This window comes from Salmonella sp. SAL-020 (genome assembly GCF_017372215.1).
GTDB classification, from domain to species: Bacteria; Pseudomonadota; Gammaproteobacteria; order Enterobacterales; family Enterobacteriaceae; genus Salmonella; species Salmonella enterica.
The window spans coordinates 1,851,250-1,869,773 of record NZ_CP071690.1 but is presented as its reverse complement, the minus strand read 5'-3'; the positions used below and the strand labels follow the sequence as shown (position 1 = coordinate 1,869,773).

Below are 18,524 nucleotides of genomic sequence, written 5' to 3'. Positions count from 1 at the left end.
CGGTTGTTGCGACAAACGGTTATTTACCGTTAAACTGTTCATGCGTTGGTTTTCTCCATAAAATTTGACGCCACGGCGCCCGGAGCTGCACACTCGCGGGCGTCACCCTTTTCTGGCACGCAAAAAACTCTGTATACCAGTGTCGAATGCTGTTGCAGCTTTGCGATCGCCTGATACAACTCCTCATCAATCACGGCTTTTTCATGTGGCTCAATAACGCCATCTTCGATAGCCACCCTGATTTGCTGGGAATAACTGGTGATCTGCTCAATCGCTTCCAGCAGGCGATGATTAATATCTGCGTTATCCACTTCTTCCATATCTGCCAGCGGAACAAAAACGCCACCTGATGCCCTGGCTACTGAATGTGCCAGGTGATAGGTTCCTCCGGCACGTTGCAGTACCAGCGCCCACCCAATCGGGAAGATCTGATCACCACCAGTACGCAGGCGGTTAAACAGAGCATCTTTGGTGACATCCAGCCATTCCGCAGCTTCTTCATAACCGCCATGCAGACTGGAAATCGTCTTTTTAATCGCAGCCACCAGCCAGCGGGGCTGCTTTTCAACTTTCCATTCAGGTTCATGTCCCACGGATCTACTCCTTCTGCTGTGGTGGCGGTCAAATCGCCGAATCACTAAGCTGATATCTGTTTGGATACAAAATTTGCATCTCGCTAATTTCTCCGGCGTAAAATTGAGCCAGGCGCTCAGCAAGCTCTGTTGAAGGAGCCTGCTCGCATCTTTCAACCCGGCTTAATGTTGCAGGATCAACCTGAACCCCTTTAGCGACGTGCTGTAACGTATAACCATGCGATTTCCGCAATTTTCTCAATGGTGATTGCATAAAACCTCCTTCTTTTGCGTATGTCGCATGTTATTTCATACAGCAAACTTGCGCAAGTTGATTTGCACAATGCGCAAAAAATTAATGTAATGAACGCATGAATATAGGAAACCGTGTCAGACAACTTCGCCGCGCGAAGAACATGAAAATTGCTGAGCTAGCAGAAGCGATCGGCGTGGATGCCGCAAACATCTCTCGTCTGGAGACTGGCAAGCAAAAGCAATTTACCGAACAAACACTTTCTAGGCTGGCTGACTGCTTAAGTGTTGATATAGCAGAACTCTTTACCTCAGACCCAAAAGGTAATACTGTATGTAAACACAGTGATATGAGGAAGGATTCAGCTAACGTGAAGGATTTGTTCCGTATCGAGATACTGGATGTCAGTGCAAGCGCCGGTAATGGACTCATTCAGGGCGGTGATGTTATCGATGTAATCCATGCTATCGAATATAACAAGGACAAAGCACTAGCTATGTTCGGCGGGCGTCCTGCCGCTGAGCTTAAAGTGATTAACGTGCGTGGTGACAGCATGGCACCAACAATTGAACCCGGAGATCTTATTTTTGTCGATATAAGCATCAACCAGTTCGATGGTGATGGCATCTATGTCTTTGGCTTTGATGATAAAATATACGTAAAAAGGCTACAGATGATCCCCGATAAATTACTGGTGATATCTGATAACACTAACTACAGGGAATGGAGTATTACCAAAGACAACGAGTGCAGGTTCGGTGTTTTTGGCAAGGTTCTGATAAGCCAGACGCAGTCACTCAAACGACACAATTAATAGAAAGCGTCGACAAGGCCACCATTATAGTGGCTTTTTTTTTGACTCAAAATTGCATATATCGCAATTTTATACTTGCGCAATGTGCAATTTAAATGTAATTTGCACTCATAGAGCAGCGAACAGGCAGGACGCCCACGAAGTAGCCGCCGGTGGCATACGAATGACCGGATGATTCGCAATGATGCATTACACAGGAGTTCAGATGAATAACTACTACACATGCTCCTTCTGCGGGGTCAGTGAGCTGGATGCAAAAAAGCTCATCGCTAAAGGAAGTAAGGACGAGCCAGCTATCTGTTCCGAGTGCGTTGTTTCATGCGTAAACATTCTTATCAACTACGCAGCCGTGATAAAGCCAGTAAAACTGAACGTCACGAAGGGGGAATGATGCTGGTTAATGCAAAGAAAAGCGCCATCACCCAACGGCGCTTTAAGGGAAATGAAGTAGTTCAGGTGTTCCTTATTAGTGCTTGCCTTCTTGTGGGCTGTGAACGTCGGAATTTCGCAAATCCTGAATATGCCTTTGCAAGTCTGAAGCCAGGCTCTCAGCCATCTCAGGAGTAAGTACTAAAAATTGCGTTTCCTGAGCAGACTCAATTGGTTGCATCGGTGATGAGAGAAACTGGAATTTCACTACCAGAGCGTCGTAACCAGGAAGCGGTCCAGCCTGCCAGCCGGTTACGGGAAAGACAGGAATATCATCCTTCTGAGACATGTTAAGCCCTTATGTTGTTGGGGAATTAAAAAGATTACCCGAATCCTTACTGTTGGGGAATAGCAAGGTCCACCGAGCCTGATGTGGTGAAAAGACAGGCACACAACGATGAGAGCATTGACGAGCAAGGCATAAGTGCTGGTTCGATTCCAGACAGTCCTGTTTAGTCAGGAGGGTTGGGCAGAGAAAAGGTCCGTTCAATTCGGACACCGGCAGTGCTCTCTTCGTTGTGGTAATCCGCGAAATGGCGCGGCGGTAAGTATGGCGGGTTTTTCTCCATTTGTACCCAGTAGGACACCGGGTTGTCAGGTTGACCATGCGCCTGAGTGACAGCCCCACCACAACGTTATTGCTGTGTGAAGTCTTGTCGGCGTCCGGCTCTTCCAACAACAGGAGGAAGGCGACAGTGTTCTGCCGTGACGCCGACCTTTTTACACAACAGAAAAGAGCATCTCCGCGCGACGGGCTCATTACCCAATCCACCCGGAAAGCTGTTACAGCAGGTGCTCTTTTCTGTTTTGTGGAGAAACCAACGTAAAACGCCAGTGCAGAGGCGTTAAGGAAACAAAATGCATAACCCATTTTTTAAAAATATGCTGATATATCGCTTCAGCCGCGACTTTAACATCGACATAGACTCTCTTGATAAGAAACTTGAGCTGTTTCGCTTCTCACCATGCGGAAGCCAGGATATGGCAAAAAGCGGATGGTTTTCACCATTAGTCCAGTATTCAGATGTGCTATATCATGCAGTCAATAACCAGTTACTTTTGGTTATTCGTCGTGAAGAAAAAATCATACCTAAACAAACGATCGCCGATGAGATTAATAAGAAGGTTTCCACGCTTGAGCGAGAGCAAGGCCGCCGTCTTAAGAAAACTGAGAAAGACTCTATTCGTGATGAGGTTCTTCATTCCCTGTTACCCAGGGCGTTTACTAAAAACAGTCTGGTTCGTATTTGGATAAACACTGCAGCCGGGTTTATCGTTGTTGATACATCCAGCATCAAGCGCGCAGAAGATTCTCTCGCCCTGCTTCGTAAAACCCTAGGTTCCTTGCCAGTCGTGCCGCTGACGATGGAAAACCCTATCGAGCTCACGCTAACTGAGTGGGTTCGTAGCGAAGCGGCTCCTTCCGGGTTCTCCATCGGCGATGAAGCGGTCCTTAAAGCTATTCTCGAAGATGGTGGCACAGGCCGGTTTAAAAAGCAGGATCTTGCCTGCGATGAAATTCTTACCCATATCGAAGCTGGGAAGGTAGTTACCCAGATTTCAATGGAATGGCAGCAGCGTATCAGTTTCACCCTTTCTTGTGACGGTATATTGAAACGCATAAAATTTGCAGATCAGTTAATCAGCCAGAACGACGATATCGACAGCGAAGATGTCGTGCAGCGATTTGATGCTGACATTACGCTGATGACAGGCGAACTCAGTAATCTTATTTCTGATTTAACGGCTGCCCTCGGCGGCGAAGCCAAGCGATAACTCATAGCGGCAATTAACCCCACATCGTGGGTTGGGTTGCTGTACTCAAAATTCACGCGGTGCAGCGCGAAATAAATTATAAGGAGAACCAACGATGAGTTTTATTCAAACACTTTCAGGTAAACAATTTGATTATCTCAGCGCAACTATTGACGACATTGATATTGAAGATATCGCCGTGGCGCTTTCCAATATTTGCCGCTTCTCCGGACATCTTCCTGAATTTTATAGCGTGGCGCAGCATTCCGTACTGTGCAGCCAGCTTGTATCACCGGAGTTTGCCTTTGAAGCCCTGATGCACGACGCAGCCGAAGCGTATTGCCAGGATATCCCTGCCCCATTAAAAGCGTTACTGCCTGATTATCGCGAGATTGAGAAACGTACCGATCAACTGATCCGCTTTAAGTTTGGCTTGCCACTGGAAGAAGCCAGCGTAGTGAAGTATGCAGATCTGACCATGCTGGCAACTGAACGCCGTGATCTGGATATTGATGACAGTATTCCCTGGGTAATACTGGAAGGTATCCCCCCGACAGATTTATTCGAAATCTACCCACTTCGCCCCGGTCAGGCTTTCGGCCTGTTTATGGCCCGCTTTAATGAACTGATGGAGCTACGCCAATGTGCTGCATAAAAGATAAAGAGTCTGTAGTGAAGGCAATCAGATCAAGACTTTTGTGGGAGCGCGTTGAAGGCGGTGCAGCATGAAACTGGAAATGTACACCCTGGACGGATCGGTGATTGTTGATAGCAATCTGGTAACACAGTTCTATCCAGACTACAAAAGCGGCGGCGAGTTAACAGTCATCGAGACTATTTCAGCCACCGGAGAAACTTTCACCGTGAGGGTTAAACACTCGTTTCTTCAGGTAACAAGTGCGCTGGCTACGGCGTGGAGCGTTGATGAAAAGAAAGCTGAAGGAGCAGCTCAATGAGCAACCGAATTCGCAATGCTCAGGTATTCGACGCGCGCACCGGTGAGTACCCGGTTGATATGTACATTCGCTGGATCATTGGTGGTGAACTTGATTTTGATGCCAATTATCAGCGCGGGTATGTCTGGGGGCATGAAGAGCAGCAGGCATTCTTAAACGCAGTTATTTCTGGTTTTCCTATCGGCTCAGTGGCGCTGGCAAAGGCACCTGACTGGTGTTCGCGTGAACTTCCTTACATAGAAGTTGTTGACGGCAAGCAGCGTCTCACAACCCTGAAAAAACTCATCACCAATGAGATTCCAATCATCTTGGCTGATGGTCCGCTTTACTGGCGAGATATGACTCGTGCGGAGCAATTGGCATTTGGGCGTCGTCCACTCCCAGCAGTTGTGCTGGATGAGGTGACGTACAAGGATCGCCTGGCTTATTTCATGGCGGTGAACTTTACAGGTGTTCCGCAAAGCGAAGAGCACAAGCGACACGTAATGCAACTAATGGAGGCTGCCCAATGAGCAACATCGACAAACTCAATGACCATGAACTGGTTGATCTGAAAAACGCTATCGAAAGAGAGCTTAAACGACGCGCTGATGGGCCAAAAGTCACCACGTATTATGTCGTCTCCTGCATAACTGATGCTCAGCATTTTACTGATTTGGACTGCGCTTTACGTTGCTTAAAAAGTGTCACCGAAAACCTTATGGAGTGGGTAACGGAATCCCCAGAAAACCGGGATTACGTCAATCAATGCACAGGCATTGTTGGGGCAAAACTCCAGGTGAAGGAGATGAATCTCGATCACTTCAACATGCGCGTAGCAGAAAAATATTTCGACGATATTTGTTATCCACAGGAGACAGCCCAATGAGCAACATCGATAAACAGGCGCTGCGTATTGAGAGGGGGTGAGATGTGTAACTTCCACGAACGCAAAGTTCGTCGAACTGAATATTACCAACGTTTCGTTTTTGGCTGGAAGCTGCGTCCCTGCACGGCGTGTAACGGCAGTGGTTATTACGACCACAACGGTAGTCCGAAATGCTCGTCCTGCAATGGCACAGGCAAAGAGCGGTACAAACCAAATTAGTAGAATTACGGCAGAAATTAAACGCCGCTGGCATCGGCAAGGGGAAGTGACTATGTGGAGAGGATTAAATCGCGGCGGCAGCCAGATGATTCTAACTGCCTACGAATACGATCCGGAAACCGAAAAATCTCAGTCTGTTTACCTTCTACGGCATCACAGCAAGGTTAAGAAGACCACGCTTGAACAGAAGCTGACAGTTAAGAACGACGCCTTCGGACGGTTTAAGCCTTTCGTTGAACTTGAAGATTTTCCGGAAGGGCTTAGCGAACGCGAAGCAATGCTGAAATTAGCTGACTGGCTGCACCGACTTAGTGTGGCTATCGAAGATAACTGGAGTACACCATGACCACTATTACCAAAGAATGGCTACAGCAAACTATCGCTGAATTTGAAAACACTCGCGACGATATTCCGTTTGGCCTGAGCGATGACGACGCCAAAGTTCTTATTGTGCTGAAGCGTGCGCTGGCATCGCTGGAAGCTGAGCCAGCCGGATATCACGTAATCAAAGAGTGCGGAAAGGTTGGCTGTAGTGTTGCAACGCTTGAGGAAGCCGAGAAAACGCGAGATTTCTGGAATAAAAAGTGGACTATCAGACCGTATTTTTACACCGCCCAGCCAGTACAGGAAACTGGCGTTTACAATGATGTGCTAAATATCATCAGCCTGTTGGAAAACAACGAATGGGCTGAGCACTGCACGAGTACAGTTTTAGGTTCACTTCTGGAATCAGAAATAACGCGTCTGGTTGGCAAAGAACAGTCAGCGCCGGTAGTCACTTTCTATCGCGATGGCGTTGAAGCCGCCGCCAAATGGATAGATCAGCAGCGTGAGGCATACGACAGCGAGCATGGATGGTCTGATCCTGATACCGGAGCGTTCGAGTTCGGCAATGATGCCCAACGCGGATATTCATCCACCCTGGAAGAATTGGCCGAAGGCATTCGCGCTCTGCATCCAAATGCTGGCAACTCTCCGGTAATTCCGGATGGTTGGATAAGCTGTAGTGAGCGGATGCCAGAAGACGAGCAAGAAGTAATTGTTCATAACAAGTTGGGATACCGTTATGTTTCATATTTTGATGAGCATTCTGGACTATTTTTTGACATGCGAGGCGGCAATCAGATGAACTGTATTGAGCACATCTTTGTTACACACTGGATGCCAGTGCCAGCAGCACCAAAACCGGAGATAAATAACGAATGAACAACTTAATGGTCGACCTTGAAACGATGGGTAAAAAACCTAACGCGCCTGTTGTCTCCATCGGTGCTGTGTTCTTCGATCCGCAAAGTGGTGAAATTGGACCTGAGTTCTATACCGCCGTTAGCCTTGAAAGCGCAATGGAACAAGGTGCCGTTCCTGATGGCGATACCATTCTATGGTGGTTAAGACAAAGCCCGGAAGCGCGAGCGGCTATTTGCGCTGATGCAGTATCTGTTACGACCGCGCTTATTGAGTTCAATGACTTTATCACCTGTCACGCCGACGATTTGAAATACCTGAAGGTATGGGGTAACGGTGCCAATTTCGATAACGTTATCCTGCGTGGCGCTTTCGAACGTGCCAGCCTCCCCTGCCTGTGGAATTACCGGAACGATCATGACGTCCGCACGATGGTTACTTTGGGTCGTGCAATCGGCTTCGATCCCAAACGTGACATGCCGTTCGAAGGCGATATGCACAACGCGCTGGCTGATGCCAGGCATCAGGCGAAATACGTTTCAGCTATCTGGCAGAAACTGATCCCGCCCACCAGCAACAATATCTGATTTAAACCGGGTGCAGCCGGTTAGATGGAGAAGCAACTCATGAGCGATCGCTTCCTGACTGAGGAGGAACTGGAAGATGCTACAGGAGCAAGCCAGAAGTCACTCCAGAAAGAAGTATTAACGCTGAACGGTATTTATTTTATAGAACGCCGGGACGGTTCAATCAGAACAACCTGGTATCATATAAATCACCCAGTTTCGCGCCTTCTTCCACCAGCAGGGTATCAGCCTGTACCAGGCATGAATTTTGACGCTATAGAGAGTTAACATGGGTCGCAAACGTGCGCCCGGTAATGAGTGGATGCCAAAGGGTGTATTCTTTCGCCCTTCTGGTTACTACTGGAAACCGGGAGGATCAACAGAAAATATAGCTCCAGCTGATGCAACTAAAGCTGAGGTCTGGGTGGCTTACGAAAAAAAAGTTGAGGGTAGAAAAAACAGAATTACATTCACACAATTATGGCGAAAATTTCTTGCCAGTGCCGATTATGCTGATCTGGCCCCAAGAACGCAGAAAGATTATCTGGCACATGAGAAATATATACTTGCCGTATTTGGTGATGCCGAAGCTAAAGCAATAAAGCCAGAACATATCCGGCGTTATATGGATGCCCGTGGGCAAAAAAGCCGTGTCCAGGCGAATCATGAACACAGCTCTATGTCGCGCGTATTTCGTTGGAGTTATCAACGTGGTTATGTTCCTGGTAATCCTTGCGTTGGTGTGGATAAGTTTCCTAAGCCTCAACGCGATCGATATATTACCGATGAAGAGTACAGAGCGATATATAATAACGCAACGCCAGCCGTCAGGGCTGCAATGGAAATAGCTTATTTATGTGCTGCCAGAGTTTCTGATGTATTGAAAATGAACTGGAATCAAATACTGGAGAAAGGAATTTTTATTCAGCAAGGAAAAACCGGAGTTAAACAAATTAAATCCTGGACAGATCGCTTACGTGATGCCGTTGAAATATGTCGTGAATGGGGAGAGGAAGGCCCTGTTATCAGGACTATGTATGGCGAGCGTTATTCTTATAAAGGATTTAACGAGGCGTGGAGAAAGGCGCGAAAGGCTGCGGGGGATGATCTGGGACGTCCTCTTGACTGCACTTTCCACGATCTAAAGGCAAAGGGGATTTCAGACTATGAGGGAACGGCAAAAGACAAGCAGAAGTACAGTGGCCACAAAACCGAATCCCAGGTTCTTGTTTACGATCGCAAGGTGAAAATGAGCCCAACCCTGGACAGGAAGCGTTGAGCTTTTCGATGTGCGCCAGTTAAAATTCTGGCGTTTTTTTCTCACCGAATTTTCTCATTTTTTCTCAACGTGATTTTCATCACTATAAGAAAATCACGTAAGTGCTTGAATAGTGGCGGAGAGAGAGGGATTCGAACCCTCGGCGGAGTTACCCCCGCAACGGTTTTCGAGACCGGTCCGTTCAGCCGCTCCGGCATCTCTCCGTATATTGCAATGATGCCAGGTAATTTGGCATTTTAACAGACCCTATTCGGGTAATTTTGTTCAAGTGACGAGTTTACGAGCAAAACGATGATTAAGTGGCCCTGGAAAGCACAAGAAATAACCCAGAACGAAGACTGGCCGTGGGATGATGCGCTGGCTATACCTCTTCTGGTAAACCTCACCGCGCAAGAACAGGCTCGGCTTATTGCGCTAGCCGAACGTTTTTTGCAGCAGAAAAGACTGGTAGCGCTACAGGGATTTGAGCTCGACTCGTTAAAAAGTGCACGTATTGCGTTAATTTTTTGCTTACCGATCCTGGAGCTCGGTATTGAGTGGCTTGATGGTTTTCATGAAGTGCTCATTTATCCCGCGCCCTTTGTGGTAGATGATGAATGGGAAGATGACATAGGTCTGGTGCATAGCCAGCGTGTCGTACAGTCGGGGCAAAGCTGGCAACAAGGGCCCATCATTCTGAACTGGCTGGATATCCAGGACTCGTTCGATGCTTCGGGTTTCAACCTCATTATTCATGAAGTCGCGCACAAACTGGATATGCGTAATGGCGATCGCGCCAGCGGCATCCCTTTCATCCCGTTACGCGATGTGGCTGGCTGGGAACACGATCTCCACGCGGCAATGAATAATATTCAGGATGAAATCGATCTTGTTGGCGAAAGCGCTGCCAGTATAGATGCCTATGCCGCCACCGACCCTGCAGAATGTTTTGCCGTGTTGTCAGAGTATTTTTTCAGCGCGCCAGAACTGTTTGCTCCACGTTTCCCGGCACTATGGCAGCGTTTTTGCCAGTTCTATCGCCAGGATCCTTCTCAGCGCTTACGGGTAAGCGCTGCCGAAGGCGACTACGGCGAGGAATCCGAACATTAATTCCTCACTTTGTGGGTTAATTAACCAATTGAATTGGCGCGTTAATTTTACTGTTGACACGTTATAGCCGGCCCAGTATTATGCGCCTCGTTGAAACAATTCCTCTGTAGTTCAGTCGGTAGAACGGCGGACTGTTAATCCGTATGTCACTGGTTCGAGTCCAGTCAGAGGAGCCAAATTTAGGGAAGCAGACGTTCAGTGACGTCTGCTTTCTGCATTTATATCAACTGGTTATGCCCTTCTTCAGGTTCACCCTCGTTCACTAAAAACCACTCGAAGCCATACCCTTTTGCTGGTAAAGCTGGTTCGATTTGCGTTTTACCAGCACGCGGGGGGAACCGTCATGTCACTTACTGATACTAAAGTAAAAAATGCCAGACCAGCGGAAAAGGCCGTCAAGCTCACTGACGGGTTTGGCCTCTATCGATTCAAAATACTGGCAGACAGGCTATCGCTTCAATGGCAAACAGAAGGTGTTTTCTATTGGGGTTTACCTTGCGGTTTCTCTTACTGATGCCAGACAACGCCGTGACGAGGTCAAAAGGCTGCTGGCTCAGGGGATTGACCCGAACGCAAAAAACAGGCTGATGAAAAAATCCTTCAGGAAAAGCGCGATAAAACCCGCTCGTCCCGTGTCGTCGCCAAAAGCTGATGCGCCATAATTCTGCCTATGATATTGACGGAAATCTTTTCGCCTGCACCAGAAATTTATCTGCCATTTCCGCTACCGGCGTCAGACTGCCTGTATCAACCATTTTTACAAAATATTTCACGTCTAAAGTTCATTCTGCCCCCTGCCCTTAATCTCTACGGCGTTATGTCTCAGAATTATTTGCCAAGTGCCTGCCAGTTTTTCACGTTTCATCAGACGCCGGCACATAGCCATTGCGGTAAGGTCACAGCATTTGACTTGTGCAATTACAGACAAAGTTGCGCCATGCCGGGGCAAAGTAGAAATTAGATCAAAACTTCAACGCTTTGTTGTTTTTGTCAGCAAACAAACGCGCAACCTTATTTCCCCCTTTGACAAGCCGATCGCACATCGTTACTATGCGCCCCGTTCACACGATTCCTCTGTAGTTCAGTCGGTAGAACGGCGGACTGTTAATCCGTATGTCACTGGTTCGAGTCCAGTCAGAGGAGCCAAATTAAGGAAAGCAGACGTTCACTGACGTCTGCTTTCTGCATTTATATCAACTGGTTATTCCCTTCTTCAGGTTCACTCTCGTTCACTAAAAACCACTCGAAGCCATACCCTTTTGCTGGTAAAAATGCTGGTAAAGCTGGTTCGATTTGTGTTTTACCAGCACGCGGAGGGAACCGTCATGTCACTTACTGATACCAAAGTAAAAAATACCAGACCATCGGAAAAGGCCGTCAAGCTCACTGACGGGTTTGGCCTCTATCTGCTGGTGCATCCTAACGGTTCAAAATACTGGCAGTTAGGCTATCGCTTTGATGGCAAACAGAAGGTGTTTTCCATTGGGGTTTACCCTGCGGTTTCACTTGCCGATGCCAGACAACGCCGGGACGAGGCCAAAAGGCTGCTGACTCAGGGGATTGACCCGAACGCTAAAAAACAGGCTGATGAAAAAGTCCTTCAGGAGAAGCGGGATAAAACCCGCTCGTTCCGTGTCGTCGCCAAAAGCTGGTTTGCCACCAAAACAAAATGGTCAGAAGATTACGCCGATACTGTCTGGAAGCGCCTTGAAACCTATGTCTTCCCGGATATAGGCGACAGAAACGTTTCAGAACTGGATACGGGTGATCTGCTTGTCCCGGTCAAAAAAGCGGAAACACTCGGCTACCTTGAAATTGCCATGCGGATTAAGCAATACATCACCGCGATCCTACGTCATGCCGTCCAGCAAAAGCTTATGCGTCATAATCCGGCCTATGATATGGAAGGCGCTGTCCAGAAACCAGAGACGGAACACCGCCCTGCACTGGAGCTGGAAGAGATCCCGCTACTGCTTGAACGTATTGATGCCTACAAAGGTCGTGGACTGACTACGCTAGCGATTAAACTCAATCTGCTGATCTTCATTCGTTCCAGCGAACTTCGTTTCGCCCGGTGGTCGGAAATCGACTTCAAAAGTAAGTTATGGGTGATCCCCGAACAGCGGGAAGCGATTGAAAACGTCAAGCACTCGACTCGTGGGGCTAAAATGAAACGTCAGCACTTCGTTCCCCTTTGCAGGCAGGCTCTCAAGATACTGAAAGAGATCCGCCAGCTTACCTATGAAGAAGGTAACGAAGCAGAATTAATTTTCACTGGCTGTTATGATTCATTCAAACCCATGAGTGAAAACACTATTAACAAGGCGCTACGTAAGATGGGCTATGACACCACACAGGACATCTGCGGTCATGGTTTCCGCACACTGGCGTGTAGTGCCTTAATTGAGTCTGGTCTATGGTCAGAAGATGCTGTAGAGCTTCAAATGAGCCATAAGGAAAGTAACAGCGTTCGCGCAGCCTATACCCATAAGGCCAAGCATCTTGACCAACGCCGCCTGATGCTCCAGTGGTGGGCTGATTTTCTTGATGAGAATCGGTATGAGATGGTCAGGCCGTTTGAGTTTGCTCAGAAACAATAATCACCTTCCTACAAGCAAACAATCGCATTAAATCAAAAAATACAGGGAGGTTTTACTCTCCCTGTTACTTATCACTTACGCCCTTTGTTTGATTGTGCCAATACCGAAGCAGCAAGCTGCTTCGTTAATTCGCTAGAGCGTGGGTTATCAAGGGCCGATGATGCCTTATGTTCCATTTTGCCACTGGTCTGGTTTGACGTCCCACGTTGAGAAAGCGCGGAACCCGCAAGGCTTTTCTGGATGGCTGAGGCATTAGGATCAGTCAGCGTTTTTGCAGCAGTAGAAGCCACATTTTCAGAAGTCTGTTTTACATTTTTACTCATTAAACGCATCCCCAAAAGTCATGAACATCACTTATGTAGTGTCTTCATCAAAAAAATCACTATATGCAGTTATAACCATATTCTTTATAAGCTTTAATTCCACTAAAGACAACATCATTGCTGTATAAAATCACAGTATACGTGTAGTTAATTGATTTTATTTATAAAAATATTTTGTCTAACAGGAACAAGATACGCTAAAAGCTCATTGTCATCCTGAAATTGTTGCCTTCTGAAAATCAGTGGGGAGGCCGTGCTCATAATACGCGAGGAATATCATTGAACATGCGTTAGCTCACCAGTTAGAAGATAAGGCCAAAGCAGAGTATCAACATGGGACGCTATGGGCTAAGCATGTGGCATTGATGGATGATTGGACGGGGTATCGCACAAGTGGTATCCAATCTGTTTATCAATACAGTATTATATATTTACAACATGATTATCATGCTTAGGTAATTATTTTAAATAACGTGTCTTAATCGGCATTTATTGCATTATAGTCGTTATTTTCCAGTTCATCCATTGAAAATGTTTTTCTTTCGGAGTCTCGGAGACGTTTTAAACTATTTTCAAGAACACCGACTTTTTCTAGATATTTCTCTATGTCTTTAAATTTTGATTCCTTTATTATCTCATATATAGGGGATAATATCATGTTTTTCCTTACAACATCATCTTCTTTCATAGACCGATTATAAGCATTATTTACTCTCAATACAGTTTCCCTAAGATCATCTACAAAAATGAATATATTATTGAGATCATCATCTAATTTTTTTCGCTCTTCTAATAGTTCATTATTTCGCGCTTCTTGGTTTTTGACAATTATATCAAGCCGTTCAAGTTTTTCTTTTAACTCGCTCGTATTGTATTGAGATTCAGATTTTATTCTTTCAAGTTCTGCTTTATGTTTTGCTTCACCTTCAATCATATCTATTTCATGTTGACGTTCAATCACTCTAATAGAGTTCATACTTTTTACCCTACGAGAGTCCCTTTTGGAGGAAAGAGTACAGATAATATCTGTCCGACTTAAGATGGAAAAATTCTATCGCTCTTGATAAAAAAGGCATTATTATGGTTATGATTATACCGTAAACAATAGGTTGCCAAAAGTTAATGCCCTGCATTTGAACTATCGACGTCCTATACTCAATGTTCCCTTTTCCAAACATAATAAATAATATCTTATCCCAATTATCAATACAGAAGGCTGAAATAACATATACATATAATGGTGTCGTGAAACGCTCGATCAAGGAACTTTTTATGTTATTGAAAAATGATTCCTCTGATGTTTTCTCATTGCTCATATCAATCTTCTTATAGAAAAATTAGTTTAAAAAGGGACGAACGAAATACTCGTCAACTCTAAATTTATTATCTGTGAATGTATGAATGGCATCAATACCTTCATGACATTTCCCTATTAATTCTCTAAGTATATTTTGCCTTTCAGTTTCTGTGCTTTGACTTACTTCATCCACTACATTAATCAATGGAAAACTTAATTTATTCCTATAGATATTTTTAATTATTTCAAAAGACTCTTTAAAATCATCTCTGATCTTCCATCTATGGCGTTCAATAATATTGGAACTGATAGTTACAATTTCAATTTGTGTATTAGACAGTCTATTGGTAATTTTCTCCAACCGAGTTTCCAATATATCATTTGGAATTCTATTGGATGTCATTGATAACAAAACGATAACCAATTTATGCAAATCAATTCTATATTGAGGATACAGTTCAAATATCAATTTTTTTGCATCATTATATGCTTCCTCATCATTTTTACTTTTGAAATAGCTCTTAGCCTTAAAAGCGCCATAAATCGCAGAACCGGCGATCATCACATTAGATATAGTATTAATCCAATCTGTAGTATTACTCATTTCCCACCATATCGTATACATAAAACAATAATCGATTATACACATTTCTATACCTAATAATAAATATCAAATGACATTCATTTTAATGATATTAATGCAAATTTCATAATGAAGGGGAATGTATCCATTAAGAATATTGGAGCAAAAATGACCAACTAAACGCGTAAATTTATTGTCCACGCGCCAAGCAACAGTGGTCATTCCGGGCACGCCAAAAGACTAAGCACCTTTACCAGCGGAGCTAAATACTTCAATGATGGAGATCATGTTCAGGTGTTGAAGTATAGAGTTAGAACGGCCTGATAAGAAAGTCCTCTTTTATCGATATATTATTAGGTAAAATCAATCGCCTACAAGTACATAGATAGTGTAGTATACACCATATGTAAATATCTCAGGGAGTTAATCTGATGTCTATAAGCACCACAATGTCAAATATCAACAGAATACAAAAAGACATTGCTAGTCTACAAAAACAACTTTCTGATGAGCAGCGTAAAGAGGCCCAACTTTCAGGAAAAATCAATCAAATAAAGCGTAGCGTCACTAAGTCAACGTCTTTAAGCACATTGAATTCCAAAATGTCAGAGATCTCTCGTCATAAAAATGATATTTCAAGATGTAACTCTAAAAAAGCAGATATTAATAAAAAAATAACAGCAAAAACTGGAGACTTACACCGTTATCAATTACAACTCATTAAAGAGCAAGAGAATGACCAGAAAAAAAGAATTGCTGCACAGAAGAAACTTGAAAAAGAACAATTAGATTACCAGAAGAAAATCACACGAGAATTGAAATCGCAGAAAAGGGCAATATCTCCAAGCCATAAATTCAATCGTCCAGTCATCAACAAATCTGATGAGACAGAAGATATTACAGAGAGTTATGATGTTTTTATCTCTCATGCAACAGAAGATAAAGATAGTTTTGTCCGTCCCCTTGCTGAGTTGTTAAGAGCAAAAGGGATAAATGTATGGTATGACGAATTCTCTTTAGGCTGGGGTAAAAGTCTACGTAAGACAATCGATTATGGATTAGCAAATTCTCGGTTTGGAGTTGTTGTTTTATCTAAATCCTTTATCAAAAAGGACTGGACAGAGTATGAATTAAATGGTTTGACTGCTAGAGAGATGAGCGGTGAAAACCAAGTAATACTGCCTATCTGGCACGAAGTATCTAAATCTGATATTTTAAAATTCAGCCCTACACTAGTAGATAAAATGGCATTAAATACATCGATAAATACCATTGATGAAATTGCTGAACAGCTTGAATCATTATTGAAATGAAATAAATATTTAAGCGAAAGGGAACTCTCCATTGGAGAGAATACATATCACTTGGGAAAACTGAATCAACTCATTGAGCTGTAAACTACTCCCTATATATTAGACAATCAGATATATTATAAAAGTGAATATCTTTAAAAGACACTTATTAAATAATATGTTATTTATTAAAAGTTAAATTTTATTATAATGTTTAAACACAAACATTAATTCCTCAACAGTTAACATTATTGGCATGCATATAATCTTCTGTAATTACTATAAAAGTGATCATTCTTTCCACCACCACAACGTTGATCATCATATTGAGCAATTAACGTTCCTGATAAATAGCTGTATTTTGAGCTATATGCCGATCCCGGACAAGAACATCCCCTTGTATCGCTGTTTGGTATTACACACTTATAGCCCGATACTTGGTCTGTGATCGTGATATAAATACCTTTTAATCTATCACCACTTACTGTTTGCCACTTACCACTGACGCAGGATAAAACCTTACCCATACTGTCTCGGCCCACCAGACCATTAGGCGTACATTTCGCATTTAAAGTCGCCTGATCATTAAAATAGTCATTGTGCCTGAACGATATAATTCATGGCAACATTCTTAGGTCTTGTTTCATTACCTGCCCGAACGACTCTCGAAGCATCAAACGTATATTTCCTTACTTCATTGCTTTTATGACCTTCATCACCTTCACCTAACGCACCACTATCCGCGAAAGCGCCACTCACATATTTACCGATGTTTCCACTCTGTGATACATCAGCCGCCATATGACCTGTAATATTTTGAATCTGATCATCCTGATAAGAATTAATAACTCTTCCTGAGTCAAGTCCTCTTCCCGAATCCAGCCCTCGAATAAATACTCCTCTTAAATCAGGAAGTCTTCCTCTTGGATAGGCTTTTGCTAACTGAGGATATAGGGCAGTATTAAAAGATTGTCCCCTGCATATTAACCAACCTACAGGCGCTGTATTTGAAGGCCAAGGAACAGGTGAACCAACTGGCAGGTTACTGACAACAGACCATTTTCCATTAACGCAGGATAATATATTTCCCATGTTGTCTTTAGATATCAGGCCTATACTTGGACATGTCCCACCAGTTGTATTCGTCGATGTAGGTTGTAGAGTATGTCCCTGAATATTTCCAGATGCTGCAATACTACCAGTGCTTCCTGTCCCCGGAGTAATAGCAAAATCACCTTGGTTGGTTTGTTTCCCAAAAACCTGAAGCCTTGTTTCAGTACTGGTGCCACCATTTCGCCAGATGGTTAGCGGCTTAACAGTATCTAATCTGAACTCATAATCGTTAGCATCTCCACCACCAATACTGAAACTATCACCACCACCGTTATGACCATTAAATTGTCCACCGGATGTGATACTTTTACCTGTATCTAATGTTCCACTAATCGTTCCATTACCAATCGTAGACAGCCCTCCACTAATTTTCAGCGTAGTGAGATCTGTTCGATTGCTTGCCATATGAATAGATAAGGTCTTATCCTTAGACATGGTTATTTCATAGTCGTTATTAACAGCATCGCCGCCAAAATGTATGGCATCACCATAACCATTATGCGCTATTATTTCTTGTGCTGCGATTATTTTCCCTGCGGAAGAAACATCCCCACCAAAGATCCCCGTTCCCGATGCGGTAATGTTCTTGGCATTATTAATATCGTTAGTGCCCATATTGAGATTTCCAGTCATAGGCAATGTTCCATCGCGACGCAAGTAAACAGAATACATAGAACTATCATAGCCCACACGGTAAACCAGTAATCCTGCTTTATTAATTGCCGGGTAATCAGTAGACTTTTCTGTCCACACTCCATTATATCCTGATGCCTGAGCAGGCGATTTCGTCATACCGCTATCAATACCTGCTGATTGCATCGATTTTCCTAACAGGTCGTATCGCGTTTTTCCACCTTCGACCCAAGGTATCGTCGTAGCAATCAAACCATTGATAACATAGTTTGGTGATACGCCTGATCGTTTTAACAGGATTTTATAAGAAGACTTTTGGGCATTAACTCCCGCATATGTAGAGGGCAAGAGACTTTCATTCACCAGCGTCTGGTAAGTGATTTCACAGCCATTAGCCGTACAGGTTCTTGGTCCCGGATCGCTACTTTGACTGCGTGAAGATGACAGTGTGGAAAGCTTATTATAGCGAATGCTAATATAACGGTTAACTGCTTCGCCAACCTGTTTCATTTGAAAGCCTACCGCCTGTGCCATTACTGCTTCCTGTTCTTTCCTCATGTCCTGAAACTTCATAAAACCAATAAGAGAACCTATACCTAAAACGATGGTGATCTCTAATAGAGTAAATCCTCTTTTCTTTATCATAATTATATCTCCCATCTGAAAATATGATCCAAAAAGGGGCATAAAGTGCCCCT

22 protein-coding genes, 3 tRNA genes and 2 pseudogenes are annotated in these 18,524 nt (G+C 44.1%); 18 read left to right on the top strand and 9 right to left on the bottom strand.

Features of this window, described 5'->3' with window-relative positions:
* Window positions 1-38: 38 nt before the first annotated feature.
* Together J1G48_RS08875 and J1G48_RS08870 are read right to left on the bottom strand one after the other, a co-directional pair.
* The gene (locus tag J1G48_RS08875; RefSeq protein WP_000509728.1) at window positions 39-593 is read right to left on the bottom strand and encodes a YmfL family putative regulatory protein; all 555 of its coding nucleotides are present in this window, start codon (window positions 591-593) and stop codon (window positions 39-41) included.
* A gap of 28 nt (window positions 594-621) precedes the next feature.
* The gene (locus J1G48_RS08870; protein ID WP_001191666.1) at window positions 622-846 is read right to left on the bottom strand and encodes a helix-turn-helix transcriptional regulator; all 225 of its coding nucleotides are present in this window, start codon (window positions 844-846) and stop codon (window positions 622-624) included.
* 97 nt (window positions 847-943) lie between these two features.
* On the opposite strand from J1G48_RS08870, the gene J1G48_RS08865 reads away from it, so the two are divergent.
* Together J1G48_RS08865 and J1G48_RS08860 are read left to right on the top strand one after the other, a co-directional pair.
* A complete protein-coding gene (locus tag J1G48_RS08865; protein ID WP_001020644.1) occupies window positions 944-1,639 on the top strand; it encodes a helix-turn-helix transcriptional regulator in 696 nt (231 codons plus the stop codon).
* Window positions 1,640-1,844: 205 nt separating this feature from the next.
* Window positions 1,845-2,030: a ClpX C4-type zinc finger protein gene (locus J1G48_RS08860; RefSeq protein ID WP_001067433.1), complete on the top strand. Its 186-nt coding sequence runs from the start codon at window positions 1,845-1,847 to the stop codon at window positions 2,028-2,030.
* A 75-nt stretch (window positions 2,031-2,105) separates the two neighbouring features.
* On the opposite strand, the gene J1G48_RS08855 is transcribed toward J1G48_RS08860, so the two are convergent.
* A complete protein-coding gene (locus J1G48_RS08855; RefSeq protein ID WP_000078504.1) occupies window positions 2,106-2,357 on the bottom strand; it encodes a hypothetical protein in 252 nt (83 codons plus the stop codon).
* 569 nt (window positions 2,358-2,926) lie between these two features.
* On the opposite strand from J1G48_RS08855, the gene rdgC reads away from it, so the two are divergent.
* The 10 genes from rdgC (at window position 2,927) to J1G48_RS08805 (ending at window position 8,896) form a co-directional block, all read left to right on the top strand.
* Window positions 2,927-3,844, top strand: coding sequence for a recombination-associated protein RdgC (gene rdgC, locus J1G48_RS08850; RefSeq protein WP_000551790.1), 918 nt, complete (start codon window positions 2,927-2,929; stop codon window positions 3,842-3,844).
* Window positions 3,845-3,938: 94 nt separating this feature from the next.
* Window positions 3,939-4,478 carry a hypothetical protein gene (locus tag J1G48_RS08845; protein ID WP_000008351.1) on the top strand — a complete coding sequence of 180 codons (540 nt, stop codon included), beginning with the start codon at window positions 3,939-3,941 and terminating at the stop codon, window positions 4,476-4,478.
* Window positions 4,479-4,548: 70 nt separating this feature from the next.
* Window positions 4,549-4,779, top strand: coding sequence for a hypothetical protein (locus J1G48_RS08840; RefSeq protein WP_000764235.1), 231 nt, complete (start codon window positions 4,549-4,551; stop codon window positions 4,777-4,779).
* On the top strand, window positions 4,776-5,291 hold the full coding sequence (locus J1G48_RS08835) for a DUF262 domain-containing protein (protein ID WP_000071068.1): 516 nt from the start codon (window positions 4,776-4,778) through the stop codon (window positions 5,289-5,291). The genes J1G48_RS08840 and J1G48_RS08835 overlap by 4 nt, the downstream gene beginning before the upstream one ends.
* Complete coding sequence (locus J1G48_RS08830) at window positions 5,288-5,647, top strand: DUF5448 family protein (RefSeq protein ID WP_000065085.1); 360 nt, start codon at window positions 5,288-5,290, stop codon at window positions 5,645-5,647. Before J1G48_RS08835 ends, J1G48_RS08830 begins: the two co-directional genes overlap by 4 nt.
* A gap of 271 nt (window positions 5,648-5,918) precedes the next feature.
* Window positions 5,919-6,212 (top strand): hypothetical protein, encoded by a 294-nt coding sequence (locus tag J1G48_RS08825; RefSeq protein WP_000267991.1) that lies wholly within the window; start codon window positions 5,919-5,921, stop codon window positions 6,210-6,212.
* Window positions 6,209-7,072 carry a DUF551 domain-containing protein gene (locus J1G48_RS08820; protein ID WP_000208076.1) on the top strand — a complete coding sequence of 288 codons (864 nt, stop codon included), beginning with the start codon at window positions 6,209-6,211 and terminating at the stop codon, window positions 7,070-7,072. Before J1G48_RS08825 ends, J1G48_RS08820 begins: the two co-directional genes overlap by 4 nt.
* Window positions 7,069-7,638 (top strand): 3'-5' exonuclease, encoded by a 570-nt coding sequence (locus tag J1G48_RS08815; RefSeq protein ID WP_001061370.1) that lies wholly within the window; start codon window positions 7,069-7,071, stop codon window positions 7,636-7,638. The genes J1G48_RS08820 and J1G48_RS08815 overlap by 4 nt, the downstream gene beginning before the upstream one ends.
* Before the next feature lie 39 nt (window positions 7,639-7,677).
* Window positions 7,678-7,905 carry a DUF4224 domain-containing protein gene (locus J1G48_RS08810; protein ID WP_001527041.1) on the top strand — a complete coding sequence of 76 codons (228 nt, stop codon included), beginning with the start codon at window positions 7,678-7,680 and terminating at the stop codon, window positions 7,903-7,905.
* Between the two features lies 1 nt (window position 7,906).
* Window positions 7,907-8,896, top strand: coding sequence for a tyrosine-type recombinase/integrase (locus J1G48_RS08805; RefSeq protein ID WP_000532847.1), 990 nt, complete (start codon window positions 7,907-7,909; stop codon window positions 8,894-8,896).
* A gap of 113 nt (window positions 8,897-9,009) precedes the next feature.
* On the opposite strand, the gene J1G48_RS08800 is transcribed toward J1G48_RS08805, so the two are convergent.
* Window positions 9,010-9,099 (bottom strand) — tRNA-Ser (locus J1G48_RS08800).
* 88 nt (window positions 9,100-9,187) lie between these two features.
* Between J1G48_RS08800 and mtfA the strand changes: the two genes are divergently transcribed.
* The 5 genes and pseudogenes from mtfA (at window position 9,188) to J1G48_RS08775 (ending at window position 12,585) form a co-directional block, all read left to right on the top strand.
* Window positions 9,188-9,985, top strand: a complete 798-nt coding sequence (gene mtfA / locus J1G48_RS08795; RefSeq protein ID WP_000598920.1) for a DgsA anti-repressor MtfA — start codon at window positions 9,188-9,190, stop codon at window positions 9,983-9,985.
* Between the two features lie 100 nt (window positions 9,986-10,085).
* Window positions 10,086-10,161: transfer RNA gene (locus J1G48_RS08790), tRNA-Asn, on the top strand.
* A 167-nt stretch (window positions 10,162-10,328) separates the two neighbouring features.
* Window positions 10,329-10,634, top strand: a pseudogene (locus tag J1G48_RS08785) (Arm DNA-binding domain-containing protein); the annotation flags it as partial.
* A 421-nt stretch (window positions 10,635-11,055) separates the two neighbouring features.
* Window positions 11,056-11,131 (top strand) — tRNA-Asn (locus J1G48_RS08780).
* A gap of 179 nt (window positions 11,132-11,310) precedes the next feature.
* A complete protein-coding gene (locus tag J1G48_RS08775; RefSeq protein ID WP_001680077.1) occupies window positions 11,311-12,585 on the top strand; it encodes an integrase arm-type DNA-binding domain-containing protein in 1,275 nt (424 codons plus the stop codon).
* Window positions 12,586-12,656: 71 nt separating this feature from the next.
* Here the strand turns inward: J1G48_RS08775 and J1G48_RS08770 are convergent, their stop codons facing one another.
* The 3 genes from J1G48_RS08770 to J1G48_RS08760 form a co-directional block, all read right to left on the bottom strand.
* The gene (locus tag J1G48_RS08770) at window positions 12,657-12,908 is read right to left on the bottom strand and encodes a hypothetical protein (protein ID WP_000042271.1); all 252 of its coding nucleotides are present in this window, start codon (window positions 12,906-12,908) and stop codon (window positions 12,657-12,659) included.
* 478 nt (window positions 12,909-13,386) lie between these two features.
* Window positions 13,387-13,884 carry a hypothetical protein gene (locus tag J1G48_RS08765; protein ID WP_001084817.1) on the bottom strand — a complete coding sequence of 166 codons (498 nt, stop codon included), beginning with the start codon at window positions 13,882-13,884 and terminating at the stop codon, window positions 13,387-13,389.
* Window positions 13,885-14,245: 361 nt separating this feature from the next.
* Window positions 14,246-14,809: a hypothetical protein gene (locus J1G48_RS08760; RefSeq protein ID WP_000072670.1), complete on the bottom strand. Its 564-nt coding sequence runs from the start codon at window positions 14,807-14,809 to the stop codon at window positions 14,246-14,248.
* 410 nt (window positions 14,810-15,219) lie between these two features.
* On the opposite strand from J1G48_RS08760, the gene J1G48_RS08755 reads away from it, so the two are divergent.
* Window positions 15,220-16,101: a toll/interleukin-1 receptor domain-containing protein gene (locus J1G48_RS08755; RefSeq protein ID WP_000028416.1), complete on the top strand. Its 882-nt coding sequence runs from the start codon at window positions 15,220-15,222 to the stop codon at window positions 16,099-16,101.
* A 227-nt stretch (window positions 16,102-16,328) separates the two neighbouring features.
* On the opposite strand, the pseudogene J1G48_RS23280 reads toward J1G48_RS08755, so the two are convergent.
* Window positions 16,329-16,661, bottom strand: a pseudogene (locus tag J1G48_RS23280) (pilus assembly protein PilV); the annotation flags it as partial.
* Window positions 16,662-16,674: 13 nt separating this feature from the next.
* The gene (locus J1G48_RS23520) at window positions 16,675-18,513 is read right to left on the bottom strand and encodes a tail fiber protein (protein ID WP_001127942.1); all 1,839 of its coding nucleotides are present in this window, start codon (window positions 18,511-18,513) and stop codon (window positions 16,675-16,677) included.
* Window positions 18,514-18,524: the final 11 nt, after the last annotated feature.